The 23,007-nt window shown below is 34.1% G+C and carries 4 protein-coding genes (1 of these 4 only partly in view); 1 reads left to right on the top strand and 3 read right to left on the bottom strand.

Going from position 1 to position 23,007, the window contains the following annotated elements:
* Positions 1–676 precede the first annotated feature (676 nt).
* Positions 677–1,345 (top strand): hypothetical protein, encoded by a 669-nt coding sequence (locus tag TL18_RS03695; protein ID WP_067041500.1) that lies wholly within the window; start codon positions 677–679, stop codon positions 1,343–1,345.
* Positions 1,346–1,487: 142 nt separating this feature from the next.
* Here TL18_RS03695 and TL18_RS03690 read toward each other — a convergent pair whose 3' ends face one another.
* From TL18_RS03690 to TL18_RS03680, 3 genes are all read right to left on the bottom strand, one after another.
* On the bottom strand, positions 1,488–3,674 hold the full coding sequence (locus TL18_RS03690) for a hypothetical protein (RefSeq protein WP_067041496.1): 2,187 nt from the start codon (positions 3,672–3,674) through the stop codon (positions 1,488–1,490).
* 538 nt (positions 3,675–4,212) lie between these two features.
* Positions 4,213–6,201 (bottom strand): phage holin family protein, encoded by a 1,989-nt coding sequence (locus tag TL18_RS03685; RefSeq protein WP_067041494.1) that lies wholly within the window; start codon positions 6,199–6,201, stop codon positions 4,213–4,215.
* Positions 6,202–6,264: 63 nt separating this feature from the next.
* Positions 6,265–23,007 carry the 3' portion of a non-ribosomal peptide synthetase gene (locus TL18_RS03680; RefSeq protein ID WP_067041491.1) on the bottom strand. It continues 15,705 nt past the right edge of the window, so 16,743 of the gene's 32,448 nt are visible here — the last part of the coding sequence; the start codon falls outside the window, past its right edge; its stop codon occupies positions 6,265–6,267.

Below are 23,007 nucleotides of genomic sequence, written 5' to 3'. Positions count from 1 at the left end.
TACTAAAATTTCAATCATCTAATCGACATTACGTTAAAAATAGCATATAATTTTTAAAAATTTATTAATTTTTATTAATTAAATTTAAAAGAATTATTTTTTTAAAGTACGGTCTCGGTTTAAAGAAGTGAAATAATTGTTTCACATGATAAAACGAAGGAATTTAAAAAAAAGACCAAAGCAACTTTTGTTGCGCATAAATATAACAGATATTTTTCGATGATTTCAGATTACCCGTGACAAATCATCACCCACATAGCCATCGAATACTAGTGTACCGTCAAGGTATACTTTTAAATTGCCGTTGGTCAGGTTGAGCTTGAATAAGTCAATAGTGATTTCCCATCATGCATTTTTTTATGAATATCCCCTTTTGTATTTGCATAAGTCTATAAAAATTATCTTCAGCAAATACAATCCAGTTTCCTGCATTACAAACAAATAAGGCTTAAAGTATCTAAATTTTCCACTACATTTGTTAAATCTGTTTCAGATATAATAAAATTACTTATCAATGATGCTACAAAATCTTATAAATTATGAAGTATAATCTTATTATGCAATTAATAGTTATAGTTGTTTTAATCAGGTTTTAAAAGATTATAATATTAATTAGCCTAATGTGGTCGTGAACAAAAATAACTTATGATCTATTAAAATAATGAGGGCATAACCTATGGACAACAAAAAGATAATTATAATCGGCATATTACTTTTAATTATTGCAGGCGTCATCTTAGTAATGCTTACAAACACCGTGAATTATGAAAGAATTGAAATAACCCCCAACGGGACAAGCATAGATGTTCCAGCCAATCAAACTAAATTTTGCGGCAATATTGAAGGCGTTAAAATTTGGAAATGGGAAAATGGAGCATTAATTACTTACAATGATCACGAAGGCAGCGGAATAAGTAAATTAACTGGATTAAGTTTCAATGCCCTAAATGAATTAATAAAAAATGGGGAAATGCAAAACATTGACGGTTCCACATGTTACGTAATAAATGGCGATGAATTATTAGAAATCCACTTGTTTGACATCATTAAAGTAAATTATAAAGGTAAATTATATTGTATTCCGTTAGCTAATGAAACTTCCCATGATAACATTATAATCTGCTGCAAAGACAAGGACATGGCATTGCATATGGCCCAATCAGTGCAGTACAAAAATGTTTATCCAAACAATACCGATTTGGATAATGCCATCTCATCAATAGAAAATATGACCGGGGATTTACAGTCTAAAGCAAATGCTTATGTAAATAATACTGATTGGAATGGCATTAAATCCGAAATTGAAGATAAGATCGAAGATTTAAAAACTAACAGCCCAATATGATTATAATATGAGGATGTTCCTTATTACTAATCAGAGCTTTTCTTGATTTGGAATTTCTAGAAAGCGTTTAAAAAAAATAAGTGCATTAAAAAATGCACTTAAAAATTTCTACAATTTTGATTGAAATTTTACATGATTGAATCTATATACTTGCTGCACCCTCAGATACCTCTTCAATAATTCTCAAAGTTAAATCAGATCCAGTATCAGATTCAATAGAATCAAGACTACTCTGAGCATCAAACCAAAAGTCATCAACCGCACCTCCCATTTCACTAGCTTCAGCAGCCCCAGCCGCCTCGCCAGATACGGCAATATATGATCCAAAACATCCTCCAAGTGCACCTGATACTGCACAACCTCCAATTAGAAGCAAACAAGTTTTGAATCTATTATAATTGACGTCATAAGTGGTTTTTATAAGATAGACTGAAGCTATTGTTCCAATAACTGCCCCTATAGCTGCGCCGGCAAAAAAACCTATTGCAGGATTTGCAGTAACGGCACCAATAATAGTTCCTACAATGAAACAAAAAGCATAACTAAAGATATGAATCAGACCTGAAGCGATTTCATCAGTACTTTCAATATATGTAACCCATCCAGAAGAACCGGTAATTTCATCATAATCAATAGTTACAAGGCCTTTATCTACATTTAAAATATTGTTCCCATTACGATATGCCTCATTGCCTCTAAACTCACAGTTTATCAAATTTAATACTCCTTGATTGAAAATTGCACCACCATTGCTGCAATAGTTATTGGTGAATGTACAACCAGTACAATAACAAATTCCAGCATTGAGAATAGCGGCTCCCCAATCCCTATCAATCAAATAGTCCATCCTGTTATTATTCAAATGGACATAATTTAAAATGCAGGTGCCTCCTAAATTTTCAATAGCAGTATTGAAACCTGATACAGTTAACGAAGAAACACCAAATATATATCCTTCAGCTATGGTAGCCCATTTATTTTCATCCCTATCTCCAGATTCTGTTTTGATTGTAGAATCGCAACCCTCAATATTGATTGTATTAAATCCGGTGAAAGCCGGATTCCATGTACTTTTGGAATTAATAGTAATGGGCTTTTCAAAAATCACATTTAAAACAAAAAATACCTCACCTAAAGATCCTCCTGCTGAATCAAACCTATTTATATCATCAAGTATTATGGAATATTCTTTAGAATGGTTAGATAACATTGCATGAGCATCCAATGCTATTACACGCTCATAATCAGCGGCATTGTTTACGCTTACATCTTTATAGAATGTTACATCCAGTTTATAATCTCCACGAATTAATCCAGTATATAAATCAGACAAATCTTCAATGTCATCAAAATGAGAATTCCATTCATAAGTAAGACCATAACCGAAATCCTTAACCAATGTAAAAATGAATTTTTTGGAATAATACTGAGCATAATATGTTATGTCATCAGTTAAAAAAACACAATCATCACGACTTACTATTGCTGAATAAAATAATGGAATGAGATCTATCTTTTCACCAGCAAAAACTATTTCATATCTATAATTTAAATCATCTACATCAATATTGGTAATGCTTCCGTCAGAAAATAAGCTTTCACCATTGAAAAATGCGTGTATTTTACAGTTTTCATGGTTTCTGTCAACATAAACCGCTTCACCACCTATTCTTGAAGTGGAATTATAGAATATGCAATTAGTAAACGTATTATTTGCACCACTCGCATATATTGCGCCGCCAATAATACCTGCAGTGTTATTTATAAAAATCGAATTATTGATTAAACCATTATTTCCCATCCAGGTTACTGCTCCACCCTTTACTAAAGCGGAATTTCCCATAAATATACACTTTGAAATTATTCCATTATCTCCTTCCCAATGTATGGGACTGCGGCCTCTTTCAACACTATATGTATCATATTGCGTCACTTTAGGACTATGGAAATATGAATTCATGAAAGTTAAATTGAAAATTTTAACATTGTTTCCATAAACGCTAAATAATGCACTTTTATTCTTTCCATCGATTACATGTCCGTTACCGTTAATAACCACATTATCAACATTGATAATGATTCCATATTTAGCCTGGACAAGATCTCCGTCATCATAATAATAATCTTTATCTATATTATATGTATCTCCAGGATACAGATTGCGAATATCATGATCCAAATCATCAAAAGTCCCTTCATTGGCAATAAAGCCCATATTATCAGAACTACTATTATCAACAACCATTGAATAATAATCTAAATTATCAGAAGCACCATCAACACTAACAGCACTATCAGATTCACTTGCAAAAACACAAGAAACACTCATAAAAATACATATACATACTAATATTAAAATTAAGTTTAATTTTCGCTTTTTAAACATTATTCCATTATTCCCCCTAGTTTATGATAATTTGGGAATATCTTCTATTCTTCTCTTATAAATTTAGCTATGCCAAAACTTATTAATATACTTTCCCGCATGCAAGTGCTTGCTTTCAATATTTAATAAACAATTTAGAGTTCATTTCAATTATTGAATCTCCAGAGATACGATTAAAAAGACAACACATAGATTGCGTGAATATTAATACGATTTACATACCTGTTATAAAGGAAATCCATTTCAAAAAAACGCTCAAAAAAATAGCCAATTAAATAAGATTTTGCTGTCTATTGATATAGATTGAGCCACTAATTTCTTTTACAACATCATCTTATTTGATATTTCCAATCAATAGCGAAAAATCAGAATTGTGAAGCTTGAAATTCATTTTAATCGATTTTATGCTGATTTGCATAAATCCTTCGAAATTATCTAAATCCTTTGTGGATTTTGTTTCAATATGAGGAACATTTTTGAATCACTTATTGATTTTAGAGCTTTCTTTAATATTTTCCAAATTTGTCTTCAGCACCCTGTAAATGTTTTCGGCACCTACAATTTCCTCATCCGGAACATTCCAATCTGAGGGATATAATATAAACGGTTCTGATTGGCTTCCTCCAACACCCCCATGGCTTCCGACTAACTCTTCAAAAGCGCAAACCTCATCATTTTCAGCGTCATAAAAGCTGTTGACTAAAATGTCCGGTGTGTATTTAAAGGAGCTGTTTCTTTTCAAATGGTGAACAATGTTGTCACCGAAATCTTCAAGAGGATTTTTTCCTTCTATTTCATCATCATCCAAGTAGTATGTTCCGTTTTTAGCAATTACCATGTCACCCCTTTCGGATGAGCGGACAAGAATAAATCCTATGTATTCATTGTTGACGATTTCATTAATCAGCTCTGGAAACAAACTGTTGATTTCCTCATATGTCAGTCTATGGTCCCATTGGGTTAGGTAAATCAATGCAAGATTTCCCGATGCAAGAACAATGACTTCGGACTCTGACAGCACCTTTTCCTCATCTTCCTTGTTTCTGTTTCTAATGTTATCGATTTTATCTGAAAATGGAATGTATACTTCCGCAAAATGGTCTTCGTTTGAAGACATGTTCGCATACATGCTAAGGTCCTGTGGAAGCAGGGATTTGACAAAATCTTCAAATGACTCGCCGTATCTTTGTGTGAATGTTGCACCGTTAGTCTGGCCATGATCGGATTGTATCACGAATTGGTATTCTCTTGGAGAGTATTTGTTTCCATCAAGCAAACGTTTTATCTGCCTGTCCATTCCTTTAAGGGCGAACCATGCATCATCGTCCCTGACTCCGGAATGGTGGGCGATTTCATCATAACCCAAATATGTGGAATATGCAACATCAATATCTCCAATCATCATGTCTCCAATCAGTGTTCCGGTATTGATTTCCCTCATGAACACATTGGTACCTGCCCTTACCGGAACATATTTTATTCCACGTGAAATTCTTGGCTGGATGTTTAACAGCCTGTGTTTCAATTGGGAATGTATTTCGTGGACCATGTCTTCAACGACCAGCACGACTATACGTGCGAATTCGCTTGGATTTGAAAAAACGGAAAACCATGCGCCGTTATACAGTTTTCTCAAATCGGTTATTTTGCTGAAGGTGAATATTACGTTGTCCGTATCTCCTGAAAACAGGTTGGATCTGCTAGCCCCATTTTCAACAAGCAATCCATTTCCATCTGATACTCTTTCTTCAATTATTTTGACTTTTGTAACTCCTGAACACTGCATCATCTGATTGTCATTTTCTTTTTCAACCCATCTAAAAGCGGTGATGTCTTCATTGTTTCCATGAAGAATCCCAGCTTGGCTGGCTCCTGTCTGAGAAGATAAATCGGTTTCCCATTTCTTAAGGGTATGGGTTTTGCCATCCATCATTGACTTGACAGTCGGCATAATGCCCTTGTCGACAGCTTCACATAAAACGTCATATGCAAGCCCGTCAATTTCCACAATTATCAATCCGGGATAATCCTTAATATTGCCTTTTCTTTTCCTTTGGGCTTCCCTTAGCACCGCCTGGTAATATGCCCTATCATCTTCAATTCCAAATAGGGACGATAAGACGATTGTAATTAATGCTATGGTTAATGGTGCGAGAATTATTCCCCATCCGGTAATGTTTAAACCAAATAACGGTCCGAAAAAAGCAAATATCCCCCCATTTAAAATAAGAGTCCCTATTCCAAAAGTCCATACCAGAACCGGCATATACACCTTTATTATAAGCGGCCACAATACCACATTGAAAATACTGATGAAAAATACGAAAAGCACAACCTCACCTAATTTGTTGATGGTAAAATCCAATCCAAAGCTAATTAAATACAATCCAATTACATTTGCAATGAACATTATCAAATAACTTTTCAATGACAGTCCCGGCGTTTTCTTAAGTTCATCAATGTCTCTCATATTTAACCTACTTCTATTTTTTTCCTATTGAAATCCTCAGCTTAATTTACTGGAATTATTTAATTATTTTAAATATTTGACAATTTTATCAACATCACTTGTAATAATTGCTGTATGATCACAATCCTCAATGAAGATGAATTCACAATTTCTTGCGATATTTGCCAATTTGTCCTCATTTTCATGTTCACTAGCCAGATAAATTACCGGAGTATCCTCGATTTTTGCAGCTGGGAAGTCCCATATAGAGTTTACAATGATTATTTCCGCCATTTTATCAATTAACTCATCATGGTCTTCTGATCCTAACTTATCAACGTCAAAGCCTAGATCATATAGTCCATTAATAATATTTAATGCCTCTTCCTTATCCGGAAGGTCATCACTGTAGAAGTCTAATGTACCGTCGATTAAGACACATTTTTCTATTTTCTTCTCTTTTTCCAATTTTTCGACAATCAGAATTGCGAAAAGACAACCTAATGAATATCCGGCTATAATGTCCCCATCCTGAAAGATGTCTTTGATTGCATTCCAGTATTTTTCAAATGTCATATTATGGTCAGTGTTTTTGATTTCATCGATTGTTAAATCAAATTTAAAGTCATCAATAAGATAAACATTACCTTCAAATTCCAGATTGTCAACCAATTCTGAAAATACCACAGATGTTCCGTCCCATGGAGGCAGTATAAACATGTTTTGATCTGCAGTACCTTCTTTGGCCAGATAGAATCCATATTCATCATTGCCTTCATCAATGAATTTTGCAATATGATAAGGAGTTTTATTATCAAAAATAAACTGGGCGTTAACACTAATACCATATTTAGACAAGATTGAGATTATTTTAATTGCAGTTAATGAATCACCACCAAGACGAACGAAGTCATCATAGATACCAATTTTATCCTGATTAAATACCCTTTCAAATGCTTCAACAATGCGTTTTTCAGTTTCAGTGGTTGGTGCAACATACTCCACTTGCAATTCTTTAACATCAACTTCAGGCAGTGCACGCTTGTCCACCTTACCATTTACATTCAATGGAATCTCATCCAATTCAACAACAAATGACGGAACCATATACTTAGGTTTACGCTCATCAACATAAGCAGAAATTTCCTCTTTAAGGTCATCACCATCAAATTCATCAGATACGACAACATAAGCAACCAATTCATTGTTAGTACCATTTTTAACTGTTTGAACAGTCAAATCCTCGATGAAGTCTATTTCACGTATGACCGCTTCGATTTCTGACAGCTCCACACGGTTTCCTCTGATTTTGACCTGGCTGTCACGACGACCAACAATACCTAAAGAACCATCAGGCAAGACTCTCACAATGTCTCCTGTCCTGTACATTACCTTGTAGTCTTCTCCTTCATCGAACGGATTTTCAAGGAAAGCTTTCACTGTTTCTTCATCACGATTGAGGTATCCGTCTGCTATTTGATTACCTGCCAAGTATAATTCACCAACTGCACCGACAGGCACACGTCTGAACTCATCATCCAATACATAAGCCTTGATGTTGTCAAGCAGGAAACCGATAGATGACGGATTGATTCTGTCATCTGAATCAATACTGGTTACGTCCACACATGCTTCTGTCGGACCATATGAATCTACGAAACGGTAATCCACATCAATTTCACTTTCACCCAGCTTTTCTCCACCGGTTGTTAAAACTTTCAATGAAGTTTCATCAACCTGACTTATGAAGAGTTTGGCCACCTGTGTGGATATTTCCGTGTGTGTTACGCCTTGCTTAATGAAGTATTCATTCATTGCGTTCATATCTAGTTTGATATCTCCCGGAATTACAGTCAAGCATGCTCCTGCACAGATTGTTGGGAATATGGCTTTCATTGCCACATCAAATCCGATGGAAGCGAACAATGCATAAACATCATCTTCACCAAGACCATATTTTCGGATATAAAACTCTGACAGGTTCAATACAGATTTCCTAGTAATTTTAACACCTTTAGGAATTCCAGTAGTACCACTGGTGTACAATATACATGCCAAATCACCATAAACAACAGGCAAAGCATCCAAAGTACCGATATCATCTTTCATCATATCGGAAATATTTAAAAGAACAACTCCATCATTGACCAACATTCCTGCACGTTCATAAGTTTCATCACTTACAATCAGAACTTTAACAGCAGTATCCTCCAATATGAACTGTATACGATCATCAGGGTGAGCATCATCTAAAGGAACATAAACCGCACCCACAGACAAAATACCTAGAACACAGAACATATAGAGTTCAGAACGTTCAACAAGGAAAGCAACACAATCCTGTTCATCAACATCCATATCCTTTAAAGTTTTAGCCAGTTTATCAGCAATGAATGCTCCTTCACCATAACTATATACATCATCCTCATATGATACAAGAGCATTATCCGGATTATCTGAAAGATTATCATTAAATGCATCCAAAATATCATCATACACCAAAGCATGTTCAGTTTTATTAATATCATCCAAAATCTCCAAATCATATTCGGAAACATATTCAATATCAGATAGTCTTTCAGCATCCAAAATTTGGGTTAAAATTTCAGAATATGCCTCAACAAAACGAACACCTGTTTCATGAGAATACTTATCCGAATGTTCCAAACTGATAAGATATCCATCATCCAAATCATTAATGACACATGAAAAGTCAGAAACTAAATCCCCTACAGGTTCAACGACTAATTCATCTTTAACATGAGATACATCATTTAAATCAAAGTTATATTCAAAACCAACATCATTATTCAAATCAAACTCCTTTGCGATTAATCTGAATGGATAAACACTATTTATCATTGCATTCAAGTTCAAATCAGAGAAATAACTTAAGAAGTTTTCAACTGAGTCATCCTTACAGTCAACCAATAGAGGAATTGTACGAACAAACATTCCCAGAGCGTTCTTGTTATACTCCTCATGACGACCATGCTCAGTAAAAGTATAGTAAACCTTATCACTACCTGCAAAGCGGGAATATGTATATGCAAATATCGAATTCAATAACGCACCTACAGTAATGCCCCTTTCAAAAGTAAATTCTTCAACACGATCACGAATACCTCTAACAGGAAGAGATAAATTCTCCGAAGTACCATCAAAATCATCCAAAATAGTGTTTACTTCATCAATATCTGCAAATAGGTTATTAAAGAATTCATGTGCAGATTCATAAATAGGTTCAAATTTAGATTTAAATGAATCAGTACTATCATATACAAATCCTAAATCAACTTCATCATCCAACTTACCTTCAAGAGCCGCAAGCAAGTCTTCAACTATTATTGAATCAGTAGTTGCATCCCCAATAATATGATGAACATTGTAAAATATGACCTTTTCACAATCATTAATATAGAAATAAGAAAGACACTCACCAAAATTAAAAGCTTTAATTAGACTTCCATAATCATCAGTAAAAATCTCCTCAATTTCAGGGACACCATCACAAACAATTAATGGTAAATCTCCCTTATCAACAATACGACCTTTTAAAATAGGATGCTTATCAATCAAAGTCAAAATCGCATTCTTCATATCTTCAACAGTACAGTCTGAACTGCATTCAACAAGACCCGGACAAGTATAAGCTATACCTTTATCGTTGACTTTTTCATCCAAATAAATTCCTAATTGGGATTCAGATAAGCAGCAGACAATACCGTCTTCAATTCCATAACCATCAATAAATTCTAATTCACATTTAATATTGCTTATAAACTCATTTAATGCATTATCAATATATGTACCTTCTGCACAATTACCAGATACAACATACTCATCGTTTTCACGTGTAATATTTAAATCAATACCATAATAATCTTCATCAGAAGCTTCAAATTCTATTTCATTTTCAAAAGATATTTTAGGAGTATATGATTCAAACAACTCGTTTCTGAATTCAAATTCTGTACTTAAGAAGTTGAAAGTTACAGGACAATGCTTAAACTCCAATTCATTAGCAGTATAAATCAATGAAGAATAATTTAAACCTAATTTTTTAACTTCATTGAATGCTTTTTTAATCTTATAAACATCCTCCATCAAAGAGACATAATCATACTCATTACCAACATGTACAATAACCGGATATTCTGAAGTGAACCATCCAACTGTTCTGTTAACATCAGCCAAAGTCTCTTCACGACCATAAGATTCACGATTGAAAATTATATCCCTATCATAAGTCTTTTTATATGCACGTGCAATGGCCAATGCAAGATATTCCTCTTCAGACAACATCAAAATATTATCAACATCATACACAGCATTTTCAATATTAAAGATGAAAGGTTTAGATTTACCTTTAATATCCAAATCATCCAATTGATTATTAATTTCCATCCAATACTCACGTTCTTCAACAGAAATATCATCCAATAAACCTTTGACATCTGCAACCCAATTTTTATATGGATAAGGCCTTAAAAGATCAATTTCATTTCCCAAAACCAGATTATTGTATATATGAGTTAAATCATCCAATATAATGCTCCAGCTTACACCGTCAACAATCAAATGATGTAGAACAAAAATAACATAAGACTCACCATCATGTCTCACCAAACTAATATCCATCATCCTATTATTATAAATATCAAGTGAATTAACGGCATTTTCATGAATTTCAGCAATATTCTGATCTAAATCACCATCAACAACAAATTCCCTAATCTCACATACCCGGGTATTCAATGGCAGAATCTCCTGAATAGGAACACCATCTTCAAGACTGTAACTTACCCTCAACATATCATGAAGATTAGATAACTCATCCCACGCACTTTGCAAAATACCAACATCCAAATCAACAAGAGATTTAACAATAAAAGACTGAGTATAATCATTCTTATGGACTTTATCAAAGAAATAACTCTGAATAGGTAATAAATCAACAGGACCTTCAACAGCATCATAAGAAACTTGCACCTTATCCTCAATAATTTGAGCAATAGCATATGGAGTCTTATAATCTAAAATATCCTTAGCAGCACAATTAATACCCTCTTTTTGAAGCAATGAAATAAGCCTTATGGATTTAATTGAATCACCACCAAGACGATTAAAATCATCATACAAACTAACGGCCTCTTGGTCAAATACAAGTTCAAATGCCTCAACAATTATCCTTTCAGTTTCATTTGTAGGAGCAACATACTCCGCACGCAAACTGTCCACATCGACTTCAGGCAGTGCATGTTTGTCCACCTTACCATTTACATTCAATGGAATCTCATCCAATTCAACAACAAATGACGGAACCATATATTCAGGCTTACGTTCACCAACATAAGCAGATATATGCTCTTTAAGGTCATCATCATCGAATTCATCAGATACAACAACATAAGCAACCAATTCATTGTTAGTACCATTTTTAACTGTTTGAACAGTCAAATCCTCAATGAAGTCCATTTCACGTATAACCGCTTCAATTTCTAATAGCTCCACACGATTTCCCCTAATTTTAACCTGACTGTCACGACGACCAACAATACCTAAAGAACCATCAGGCAACAACCTTACCAAATCCCCTGTACGATACAGAGTTTTATACCCTTCTTCATCACTGAATGGATTTTCAATAAATGCTTTGGCATTTTCCTCATCACGGTTTAAATAACCATCAGCTACCTGATTACCTGAAATGCATAATTCACCAACGGCACCAATAGGTACACGCCTGTTTTCATTATCAAGAACATATGCTTTAGTATTGTTGAATAAATAACCGATTGATGATATGTCTATTTTATCTTTTATTCCAATGGCAGTTACTGATACACAGCATTCTGTTGGACCATAAGAATCAACTACTGAATAATTGACAGAAGGGTTAATTTCACCTAACTTCTCCCCACCAGTTACTAAAATTTTCAATGAAGTATCCTTGATTTCATTAATAAATAATTTAAATATTTGAGTAGGGAGATGGGCATGTGTAACACCATTTTTAATGAAATGTTCATTTAATTTTTTAATATCTAATCTAATATCCTGTGGAACAATTGTTAGACAAGCTCCGCAATAAAATGGTGCGCAAATACTTTTTACAGCACCTACATCAAAGCTTACGGAAGCATATAACGCAAAGACATCACAGTGATTCATGCCAGATTTATTGATATAATAATCCACATAATTAACAATTGATTTACGTGTTATCTTTACTCCTTTCGGAATGCCAGTAGTACCGCTGGTGTATAAGATACAAGCCAAATCATTATAAGCTATCGGCAAGCTATGCAATGTTCCAATATCATCACCCAATATATCTGAGATGTTTAAGATGACTGAATCATTAGTTAACAATTTAGCACGTTCATAAGTTCCATCACTGGCAATGACAACCTTGGAACTAGTATCCTCTAAAATGAATCGTATACGATCATCAGGATACACATCATCTAAAGGAACATAAACCGCACCCGCAGACAAAATTCCTAAAACACTGAACATATATAACTCTGAACGCTCCACAAGGAATGCGACACAATCTTGCTTTTCAACACCCAAATCCTTTAATGTATTGGCCAGCTTATCAGCAATAAATGCACCTTCAGCATAAGTATAAACATTCTCATTATATGATACAAGATTGCTATCCGGATATTTGGCAAGATTGTCATTGAATGCATCCAGAAGATCTTCATAATCTAAAGCATGTTCTGTTTGATTATATGTATCTAAAAGTTCCAAATCAGATTTTGAAACATAATTAATTTCACTTAACTTATCAACACAGATTATTTGTGATAATATTGATTTATAAGATTCAGCAAATCTATTCATCACATCTCCGGAATATTTATCCGAATATTGAAGACATATCGAATAAGACCTGCCTTTTTGAATAATATCAATACTTAAATCACTAATTAACTCCTCTATGTTTTCAGATTCACTATCCTCCTGCATAGATTCAAATTCACTGTAGTCTGTATCATCATTATCTATCCATTCCGGCATGAATTGGAAAAAAATACTTGAATCAATACCATATTCTTTTGCAAGCAATCTGAACGGATAATAATTATATTTCATTACATCATATACCAAATCAGACATATATTCCATGAAATCAGAGACATTTTGGTCTTTACAATCTGCCAACATTGGTAATGTGTTTACATACATTCCTATTGCATTGTAATTGTTGAATCTGCCACGCCCATTCTCAGCAACATTGAAAAAGACATTGTCACTGCTGGTAAATCTGGATAATGTGTAAGCAAACACGCCGGTGAACAGTACATTTTCACTAACATTATACTTATTTAAGAATGATTTGAATTGGGTTAAATCTAATTCCAAATCCAATAGAATAACATCAGGACCATCACCACCAACACAGTTCAATAATCCACTTACTTCATCCACATCCGCAAGCATTCTATCATAGAAGCTTTTAGCATCAGCATATTCGTCTGTTTCTTGTATTTGTTGACTGAATGCAGAAACTTTTAAGAATGAATCATCAACTTCTACACTGCCACCATCAAGGATTGTTTGTAAATCTTTTTTAAATACTCCATCAGATAATGCATCAAAGATTATATGATGGAAAACAGAATATAATGAATAACCTTCATCATTTCCAACAACCAAGAACCTGGACAGACTATCGTATAATTCAAATGGTTTTGTTAAAAATTCCATGAGATAATCATCGTTCGCATAGGATTTGAATTCAATAGATGGTTTGACTCCTTTTACCAAATAAGGAACATCATTATCATCACTAACGCACATGCCTAAAATCGGATGAACATCCAATATTACATCCAATGCATTTAATATACTATCCATATCATATTCATTACCTATTTCCATAATACTTGGAATAAGATAGATATCAAATTTATTATTTGCAACTATATCCAAATATACATTCAATTGAGACTCATTTAAAGGACAACCACTTTCCAAAGTGTAAATATCCAAATCCAATGTATCTTCTTTAATGCTTTCAGCAATTGCAAATGGAGTGCGTAAGCTCAAGATATCCGCCGCAGTAATATTATAGTCGCCAAGATATGACAGCACTTTAATTGCAGTTAATGAATCACCACCAAGATGAGTGAAATCATCATAAACACCAATATTGTCCTGATTGAAGACTTCTTCAAATGCATGTACAATTAATTTTTCAGCTTCAGTGGTAGGGGCAACATACTCCACACGTAAACTGTCTACATCAACATCAGGCAATGCACGCTTGTCAACTTTACCGTTTACATTCAATGGAATTTCATCCAATTCAACGACAAATGAAGGAATCATATACTTAGGTTTACGCTCACCAACATAATCAAAGATTTCCTCTTTAAGGTCACCACCATCAAATTCATCAGATACAACAACATAAGCAACCAATTCATTGTTAGTACCATTTTTAACTGTTTGAACAGTCAAATCATCGATATATCCCATTTCGCGTATGGTCTCTTCGATTTCAGATAGTTCCACACGGTTTCCTCTGATTTTAACTTGGTTGTCACGACGGCCAACAACACCCAAAGATCCATCAGACAATACACGTACCATATCACCTGTACGATACATCACACCATAATCTTCACCATCTTCAAATGGATTATTCAAGAATGCATTATTAGTTTCTTTGTCACGGTTCAAGTAACCATCCGCAATCTGATTACCTGCAAGATACAGTTCACCAACAGCACCCACAGGAACATGCCTGAATTCATCATCCAATACATAAGCCTTGATATTGTCAACCAGATGACCAATAGACGATGAATCAATTCTATCTGCTACATCAACAGTTGAAACCTCAACATAAGCTTCTGTAGGACCATAACCATCAACAAAACGACAATCAATCTCTTCATTAAATTCACCTAACTTCTCACCACCAGTGAACAAAACATCCAATGGAATATGATCAACTTGAGAAATTAATAATTTAGCAACTTGTGTGGTAATATCAACATGATTTATGCCCTGTTTGATGAAGTGATTATTCAATGCATCCGTATCAAGTTTTACATCATTTGGAATAACATCCAAACATGCTCCAGCATAAATTGCTGCAAATATCGCTTTATAAGCCGCATCAAAACCAATTGATGAATAAAGACCGAAAACATCGTCGCTAGTCAAACCATAATTTCTAACATAATACGAAGACAGATTAACAAAAGCAGTTCTAGGAACTTTAACACCTTTAGGAAGGCCAGTAGTACCACTAGTGTATAAGATACAACCCAAATCATTATAAACTATCGGCAAGTTAGACAATGTTCCAATATCATCACCCAATATATTTGAGATGTTTAAGATGACTGAATCATTAGTTAACAATTTAGCACGTTCATAAGTTCCATCACTGGCAATGACAACCTTAGAATTAGTATCCTCTAAAATGAATCGTATACGATCATCAGGGTGAGCATCATCTAAAGGAACATAAACCGCACCCGCAGACAAAATACCTAGAACACAGAACATGTAGAGTTCAGAACGTTCAACAAGGAAAGCAACACAATCCTGTTCATCAACATCCATATCCTTTAAAGTTTTAGCCAGTTTATCAGCAATGAATGCTCCTTCAGCATAACTATATACATCATCCTCATATGATACAAGAGCATTATCCGGATTATCTGAAAGATTATTATTGAATGCATCCAAAATATCATCATACACCAAAGCATGTTCAGTTTTATTAATATCATCCAAAATCTCCAAATCATATTTGGAAACATATTCAATATCAGATAGTCTTTCAGCATCCAAAATTTGGGTTAAAATTTCAGAATATGCCTCAACAAAACGAACACCTGTTTCATGAGAATACTTATCCGAATGTTCCAAACTGATAAGATATCCATCATCCAAATCATTAATGACACATGAAAAGTCAGAAACTAAATCACCTACAGGTTCAACGACTAATTCATCTTTAACATGAGATACATCATTTAAATCAAAGTTATATTCAAAACCAACATCATTATTCAAATCAAACTCCTTTGCGATTAATCTGAATGGATAAACACTATTTATCATTGCATTCAAGTTCAAATCAGAGAAATAACTTAAGAAGCTTTCAACTGAGTCATCCTTACAGTCAACCAATAGAGGAATTGTACGAACAAACATTCCCAGAGCATTCTTGTTATACTCCTCATGACGACCATGCTCAGTAAAAGTATAGTAAACCTTATCAGTGCCAACAAAGCGGGAATATGTATATGCAAATATCGAATTCAATAACGCACCTACAGTAATGCCCCTTTCAAAAGTAAATTCTTCAACACGATCACGAATACCTCTAACAGGAAGAGATAAATTCTCCGAAGTACCATCAAAATCATCCAAAATAGTGTTTACTTCATCAATATCTGCAAATAGGTTATTAAAGAATTCATGTGCAGATTCATAAATAGGTTCAAATTTAGATTTAAATGAATCAGTACTATCATATACAAATCCTAAATCAACTTCATCATCCAACTTACCTTCAAGAGCCGCAAGCAAGTCTTCAACTATTATTGAATCAGTAGTTGCATCCCCAATAATATGATGAACATTGTAAAATATGACCTTTTCACAATCATTAATATAGAAATAAGAAAGACACTCACCAAAATTAAATGCTTTAATTAGACTTCCATAATCATCAGTAAAAATCTCCTCAATTTCAGGGACACCATCACAAACAATAAGAGGGAAACCATCTCCATTTACAATACGTCCTTTTAAAATAGGATGTTTATCAATTAAAGCCCTGATAGCATTTTTCATATCTTCAACAGTACAGTCTGAACTGCATTCAACAAGACCTGGTGAGGCATAAGCTATACCTTTATCGTTGACTTTTTCATCCAAATAAATACCTAATTGGGATTCAGATAAGCAGCAGACAATACCGTCTTCAATTCCATAACCGCCAATAAATTCTAATTCACATTTAATATTGCTTATAAACTCATTTAATGCGTTATCAATATATGTGCCTTCTGCACAATTACCAGATACAATATAATCATCATTTTCACGCCTAATATTCAAATCAATACCATAATAATCATCATCAGAAGACCCCATTTTACTTAAATCATCTAAGGATATCTTAGGAGCATATGATTCAAATAACTCATTTTTGAATTCAAATGCACCGCTTAAAAAGTTGAAAGTTACAGGACAATGCTTAAACTCCAATTCATTAGCAGTATAAATCAATGAAGAGTAATTTAAACCTAATTTTTTAACTTCATTGAATGCTTTCTTAATCTTATAAACATCCTCCATCAAAGAGACATAATCATACTCATTACCAACATCTACAATAACTGGATATTCTGAAGTGAACCATCCAACTGTTCTGTTAACATCAGCCAAAGTCTCTTCACGACCATAAGATTCACGATTGAAAATTATATCCCTATCATAAGTCTTTTTATATGCACGTGCAATGGCCAATGCAAGATATTCCTCTTCAGACAACATCAAAATATTATCAACATCATACACAGCATTTTCAATATTAAAGATGAAAGGTCTAGATTTACCTTTAATATCCAAATCATCCAATTGATTATTAATTTCCATCCAATACTCACGTTCTTCAACAGAAATATCATCCAATAAACCTTTGACATCTTCAACCCAATTTTTATACGGATAAGGCCTTAAAATATCAATTTCATTACCCGAAACCAGATTATTGTATATATGAGTTAAATCATCCAATATAATGCTCCAGCTTACACCGTCAACAATCAAATGATGTAGAACAAAAATAACATAAGACTCACCATCATGTCTCACCAAACTAATATCCATCATCCTATTATTATAAATATCAAGTGAATTAACGGCATTTTCATGAATTTCAGCAATATTCTGATCTAAATCACCATCAACAACAAATTCCCTAATCTCACATACCCGGGTATTCAATGGCAGGACCTCCTGAATAGGAACACCATCTTCAAGACTGTAACTTACCCTCAACATATCATGAAGATTAGATAACTCATCCCACGCACTTTGCAAAATACCAACATCCAAATCAACAAGAGATTTAACAATAAAAGACTGAGTATAATCATTCTTATGGACTTTATCAAAGAAATAACTCTGAATAGGTAATAAATCAACAGGACCTTCAACAGCATCATAAGAAACTTGCACCTTATCCTCAATAATTTGAGCAATAGCATATGGAGTCTTATAATCTAAAATATCCTTAGCAGCACAATTAATACCCTCTTTTTGAAGCAATGAAATAAGCCTTATGGATTTAATTGAATCACCACCAAGACGATTAAAATCATCATACAAACTAACAGTTTCTTGGTCAAATACAAGCTCAAATGCCTCAACAATTATCCTTTCAATCTCATTTGTAGGAGCAACATACTCCACTTGCAATTCTTTAACATCGACTTCAGGCAGCGCATGTTTGTCCACCTTACCATTTACATTCAATGGAATCTCATCCAATTCAATAACAAATGACGGAACCATATATTCAGGCTTACGTTCACCAACATAAGCAGAAATTTCCTTTTTAAGGCCATCACCATCAAATTCATCAGATACAACAACATAAGCAACCAATTCATTGTTAGTACCATTTTTAACTGTTTGAACAGTCAAATCCTCAATGAAGTCCATTTCACGTATAACCGCTTCAATTTCAGATAACTCCACACGATTTCCCCTGATTTTAACCTGACTGTCACGACGACCAACAATACCTAAAGAACCATCTGCCAGAACCCTTACAATATCTCCTGTCCTGTACATCACCCTATAGTCCTCTCCTTCATCAAATGGATTTTCAAGGAAAGCTTTCACTGTTTCTTCATCACGGTTCAAGTATCCGTCTGCTATTTGATTACCTGCCAAATACAATTCACCAACTGCACCAACAGGAACACGTCTGAACTCATCATCCAATACATAAGCCTTGATGTTGTCAAGCAGGAAACCGATAGATGACGAATCGATTCTCTCATCCAGATCAATACTGGTTACATCAACACATGCTTCTGTCGGACCATATGAATCTACGAAACGATATTCCACGTCAATTTCACTTTCACCCATCTTTTCTCCACCAGTGGTTAAAACTTTCAATGAAGTTTCGTCAACTTGGCTTATGAAGAGTTTGGCTACTTGTGTTGATATTTCCGTGTGTGTTACGCCCTGCTTAATGAAGTATTCATTCATTGCGTTCATATCCAGTTTGATATCACCAGGAATTACACTTAAACATGCTCCAGCACAGATTGTTGGGAATATCGCTTTCATTGCCACATCAAATCCAATGGAAGCGAACAATGCATACACATCATCTTCACCAAGACCATATTTTCGGATATAGAACTCTGACAGGTTCAATACAGATTTCCTTGTAATTTTAACACCTTTAGGAACTCCAGTAGTACCACTAGTATATAAAATACAAGCCAAATCACCATAGCAAACAGGCAAAGCATCCAAAGTGCCTATGTCTTCTTTCATCATATCGGAAATATTTAAAAGAACAACATCATCACTAATCAGCATTCTGGCACGTTCATAAGTTTCATCACTTACAATCAGAACTTTAGCAGCAGTATCCTCCAATATGAACTGTATACGATCATCTGGATGAGCATCATCTAAAGGAACATAAACCGCACCCGCAGACAAAATACCTAGAACACAGAACATGTAGAGTTCAGAACGTTCAACAAGGAAAGCAACACAATCCTGTTCACCAACATCCATATCCTTTAAAGTTTTAGCCAGTTTATCAGCAATGAATGCTCCTTCACCATAACTATATACATCATCCTCATATGATACAAGAGCATTATCCGGATTATCTGAAAGATTGTCATTGAATGCATCCAAAATATCATCATATTTCAAAGCATGTTCTGTTTGATTATATGTATCTAAAAGTTCCAAATCGTAATCTGAAACATAATTGATTTCACTTAACTTATCAACACAGATTATTTGTGACAGTATAGATTTATAAGATTCCGCAAACCTATTCATCACATCTTCAGAATACCTAGCTGAATATTGAAGACATATCGAATAAGACTCGCCTTTTTGAATAATATCAATACCTAAATCACTAATTAACTCATCTATTTTTTCAGATCCGCTATCCTCATGCATAGATTCAAATTCACTGTAGTTTGTATCATCACTTTCTATCCATTCCGGTATGAATTGGAATAATATGCTTGAATCAATACCATATTCTTTTGCAAGCAATCTGAATGGATAATAATTATATTTCATTACATCGTATACCAAATCAGACATATATTCCATGAAATCAGAAACATTCCAGTCTTTACAGTCAACTAGCATAGGCAATGTGTTTACATACATACCGATTGCATTGTAATTGTTGAATCTGCCACGCCCATTCTCGATAACATTGAAAGACACCCTGTCACTGCCTGTAAATCTGGATAATGTGTAAGCAAACACACCGGTGAACAGTACATTTTCACTAACTTTGCATTTTCTTAAGAATGACTTGAACTGAGTTAAATCCAATTCCAAATTCAACTGAATAATGCCCAAACCATCACCATCAGCACAATCCAATAGTCCACTTACTTCATCTACATCCGCAAGCATTCTATCATAGAAGCTTTTAGCATCAGAATATTCATCTGTTTCCTGTATTTGTTGACTGAATGCAGAAACTTTCAAGAAGGAATCATCAATATCAACACTGCCACCATCAAGGATTGTTTGTAAATCTTTTTTAAATACTCCATCAGATAATGCATCAAAGATTATATGATGGAAAACAGAATATAACGAATAACCCTCATCATTTCCAACAACCAGGAACCTAGACAAACTATCGTACAAATCAAATGGTTTAATTAAAAATTCTATAATATAATCATCATCCACATCAGATTTAAATTCAATAGACGGTTTTGGTCCTTTTACCAAATAAGGAATTTCATTATCATCACTTATGCATGTACTTAAAATTGGATGAACATCCAATATTACATCCAATGCATTTAATATACTATCCATATCATATTCATTACCTATTTCCATAATACTTGGAATAAGATAGATATCAAATTTATTATTTGCAACTATATCAAGGTATACATTCAATTGAGGCTCATTTAAAGGACAACCATTTTCTAAAGTGTAAATATCCAAATCCAATGTATCTTCTTTAATGCTTTCAGCAATTGCAAATGGAGTTCGTAAGCTCAAGATGTCCGTCGCAGTAACATTATAGTCGCCAAGATAAGACAGCACTTTAATTGCAGTTAATGAATCACCACCAAGATTAACAAAATCATCATAAACACCAATCTTATCTTGATTAAAGACTTCTTCAAATGCATGTACAATTAATTTTTCAGCTTCAGTGGTAGGAGCAACATACTCCACACGTAAACTATCCATATCAACATCAGGCAATGCACGCTTGTCAACTTTACCATTTACATTCAATGGAATCTCATCCAATTCAATAACAAATGAAGGAATCATATACTTAGGTTTACGCTCATCAACATAATTAGAGATGTCCTGTTTTAGGTCATCACCATCAAATTCATCAGATACAACCACATAAGCAACCAGTTCATTGTTTGTACCGTTTTTAATTGTTTGAACAGTCAAATCATCAATGTAATCTATTTCACGTATAACAGCTTCGATTTCAGATAATTCCACACGATTTCCCCTGATTTTAACCTGACTGTCACGACGGCCAACAATGCCCAGAGACCCATCAGACAATACACGTACCATATCACCAGTACGATACATCACACCATAATCTTCACCATCTTCAAATGGATTTTCAAGGAAAGCTTTTGTTGTTTCTTCATCACGGTTCAGGTATCCATCTGCTATTTGATTACCTGCCAAGTACAATTCACCAACTGCACCAACAGGAACACGTCTAAAATCATTATCCAATACATAAGCCTTGATGTTGTCAAGCAGGAACCCGATAGATGATGAATCAATTCTCTCATCTGAATCAATACTGGTAACATCAACACATGCCTCTGTCGGACCATATGAATCTACAAAACGATAATCAACATTTATTTCACTTTCGCCAAGTTTTTCACCACCAGTTGTTAAAACTTTCAATGAAGTTTCATCAACCTGACTTATAAATAGTTTGGCCACTTGTGTAGATATTTCCGTGTGTGTTACACCATATTTCATGAAGTAATCATTCATTGAAGCCATATCCAATTTGATTGCATCAGGAATAACGGTTAAACATGCACCAGAACATATTGTTGGGAAAATAGCCTTCATTGCCACATCAAAACCAATAGAAGCAAATAGAGCATAAATATCATTTTCACTTAAGCCGTATTTTCTGATATAAAATTCAGATAAGTTAAGAACAGATTTTCTAGTGATTTTAACACCTTTTGGAATACCTGTTGTACCACTTGTGTATAAGATACAAGCCAAATCACCATAAACAACAGGTAATTCATCTAAAGTTCCAACATCTTCTTTCATTATATCAGAAATATTTAAAAGGATTGCATCATCAGTTAATGATTCAGCACGCTCATAAGTATTATCATCAACGATAAGAACACTAGCCCGAGTATCTTCCAATATGAACTGTATACGGTCATCTGGATGTTTATCATCTAATGGAACATAAATAGCACCCATAGACATCACACCTAAAACACAGAACATGTACAATTCAGAACGTTCAACAAGGAAAGCAACCTTATCCTGAGATTCAACACC

Source organism: Methanobrevibacter sp. YE315, from assembly GCF_001548675.1.
In the GTDB taxonomy this organism is placed as follows: domain Archaea; phylum Methanobacteriota; class Methanobacteria; order Methanobacteriales; family Methanobacteriaceae; genus Methanocatella.
Note: the sequence above shows the minus strand (reverse complement) of the source record. Positions and strands in the feature narration are given on the sequence as shown.

Bases quoted from the DNA above. Each gene is read 5' to 3' on its own strand.
- TL18_RS03690 (WP_067041496.1), bottom strand. From the start codon at position 3,674: ATGAGTGTTTCTTGTGTTTTTGCAAGTGAATCTGATAGTGCTGTTAGT.
- TL18_RS03685 (WP_067041494.1), bottom strand. From the start codon at position 6,201: ATGAGAGACATTGATGAACTTAAGAAAACGCCGGGACTGTCATTGAAA.
- TL18_RS03695 (WP_067041500.1), top strand. From the start codon at position 677: ATGGACAACAAAAAGATAATTATAATCGGCATATTACTTTTAATTATT.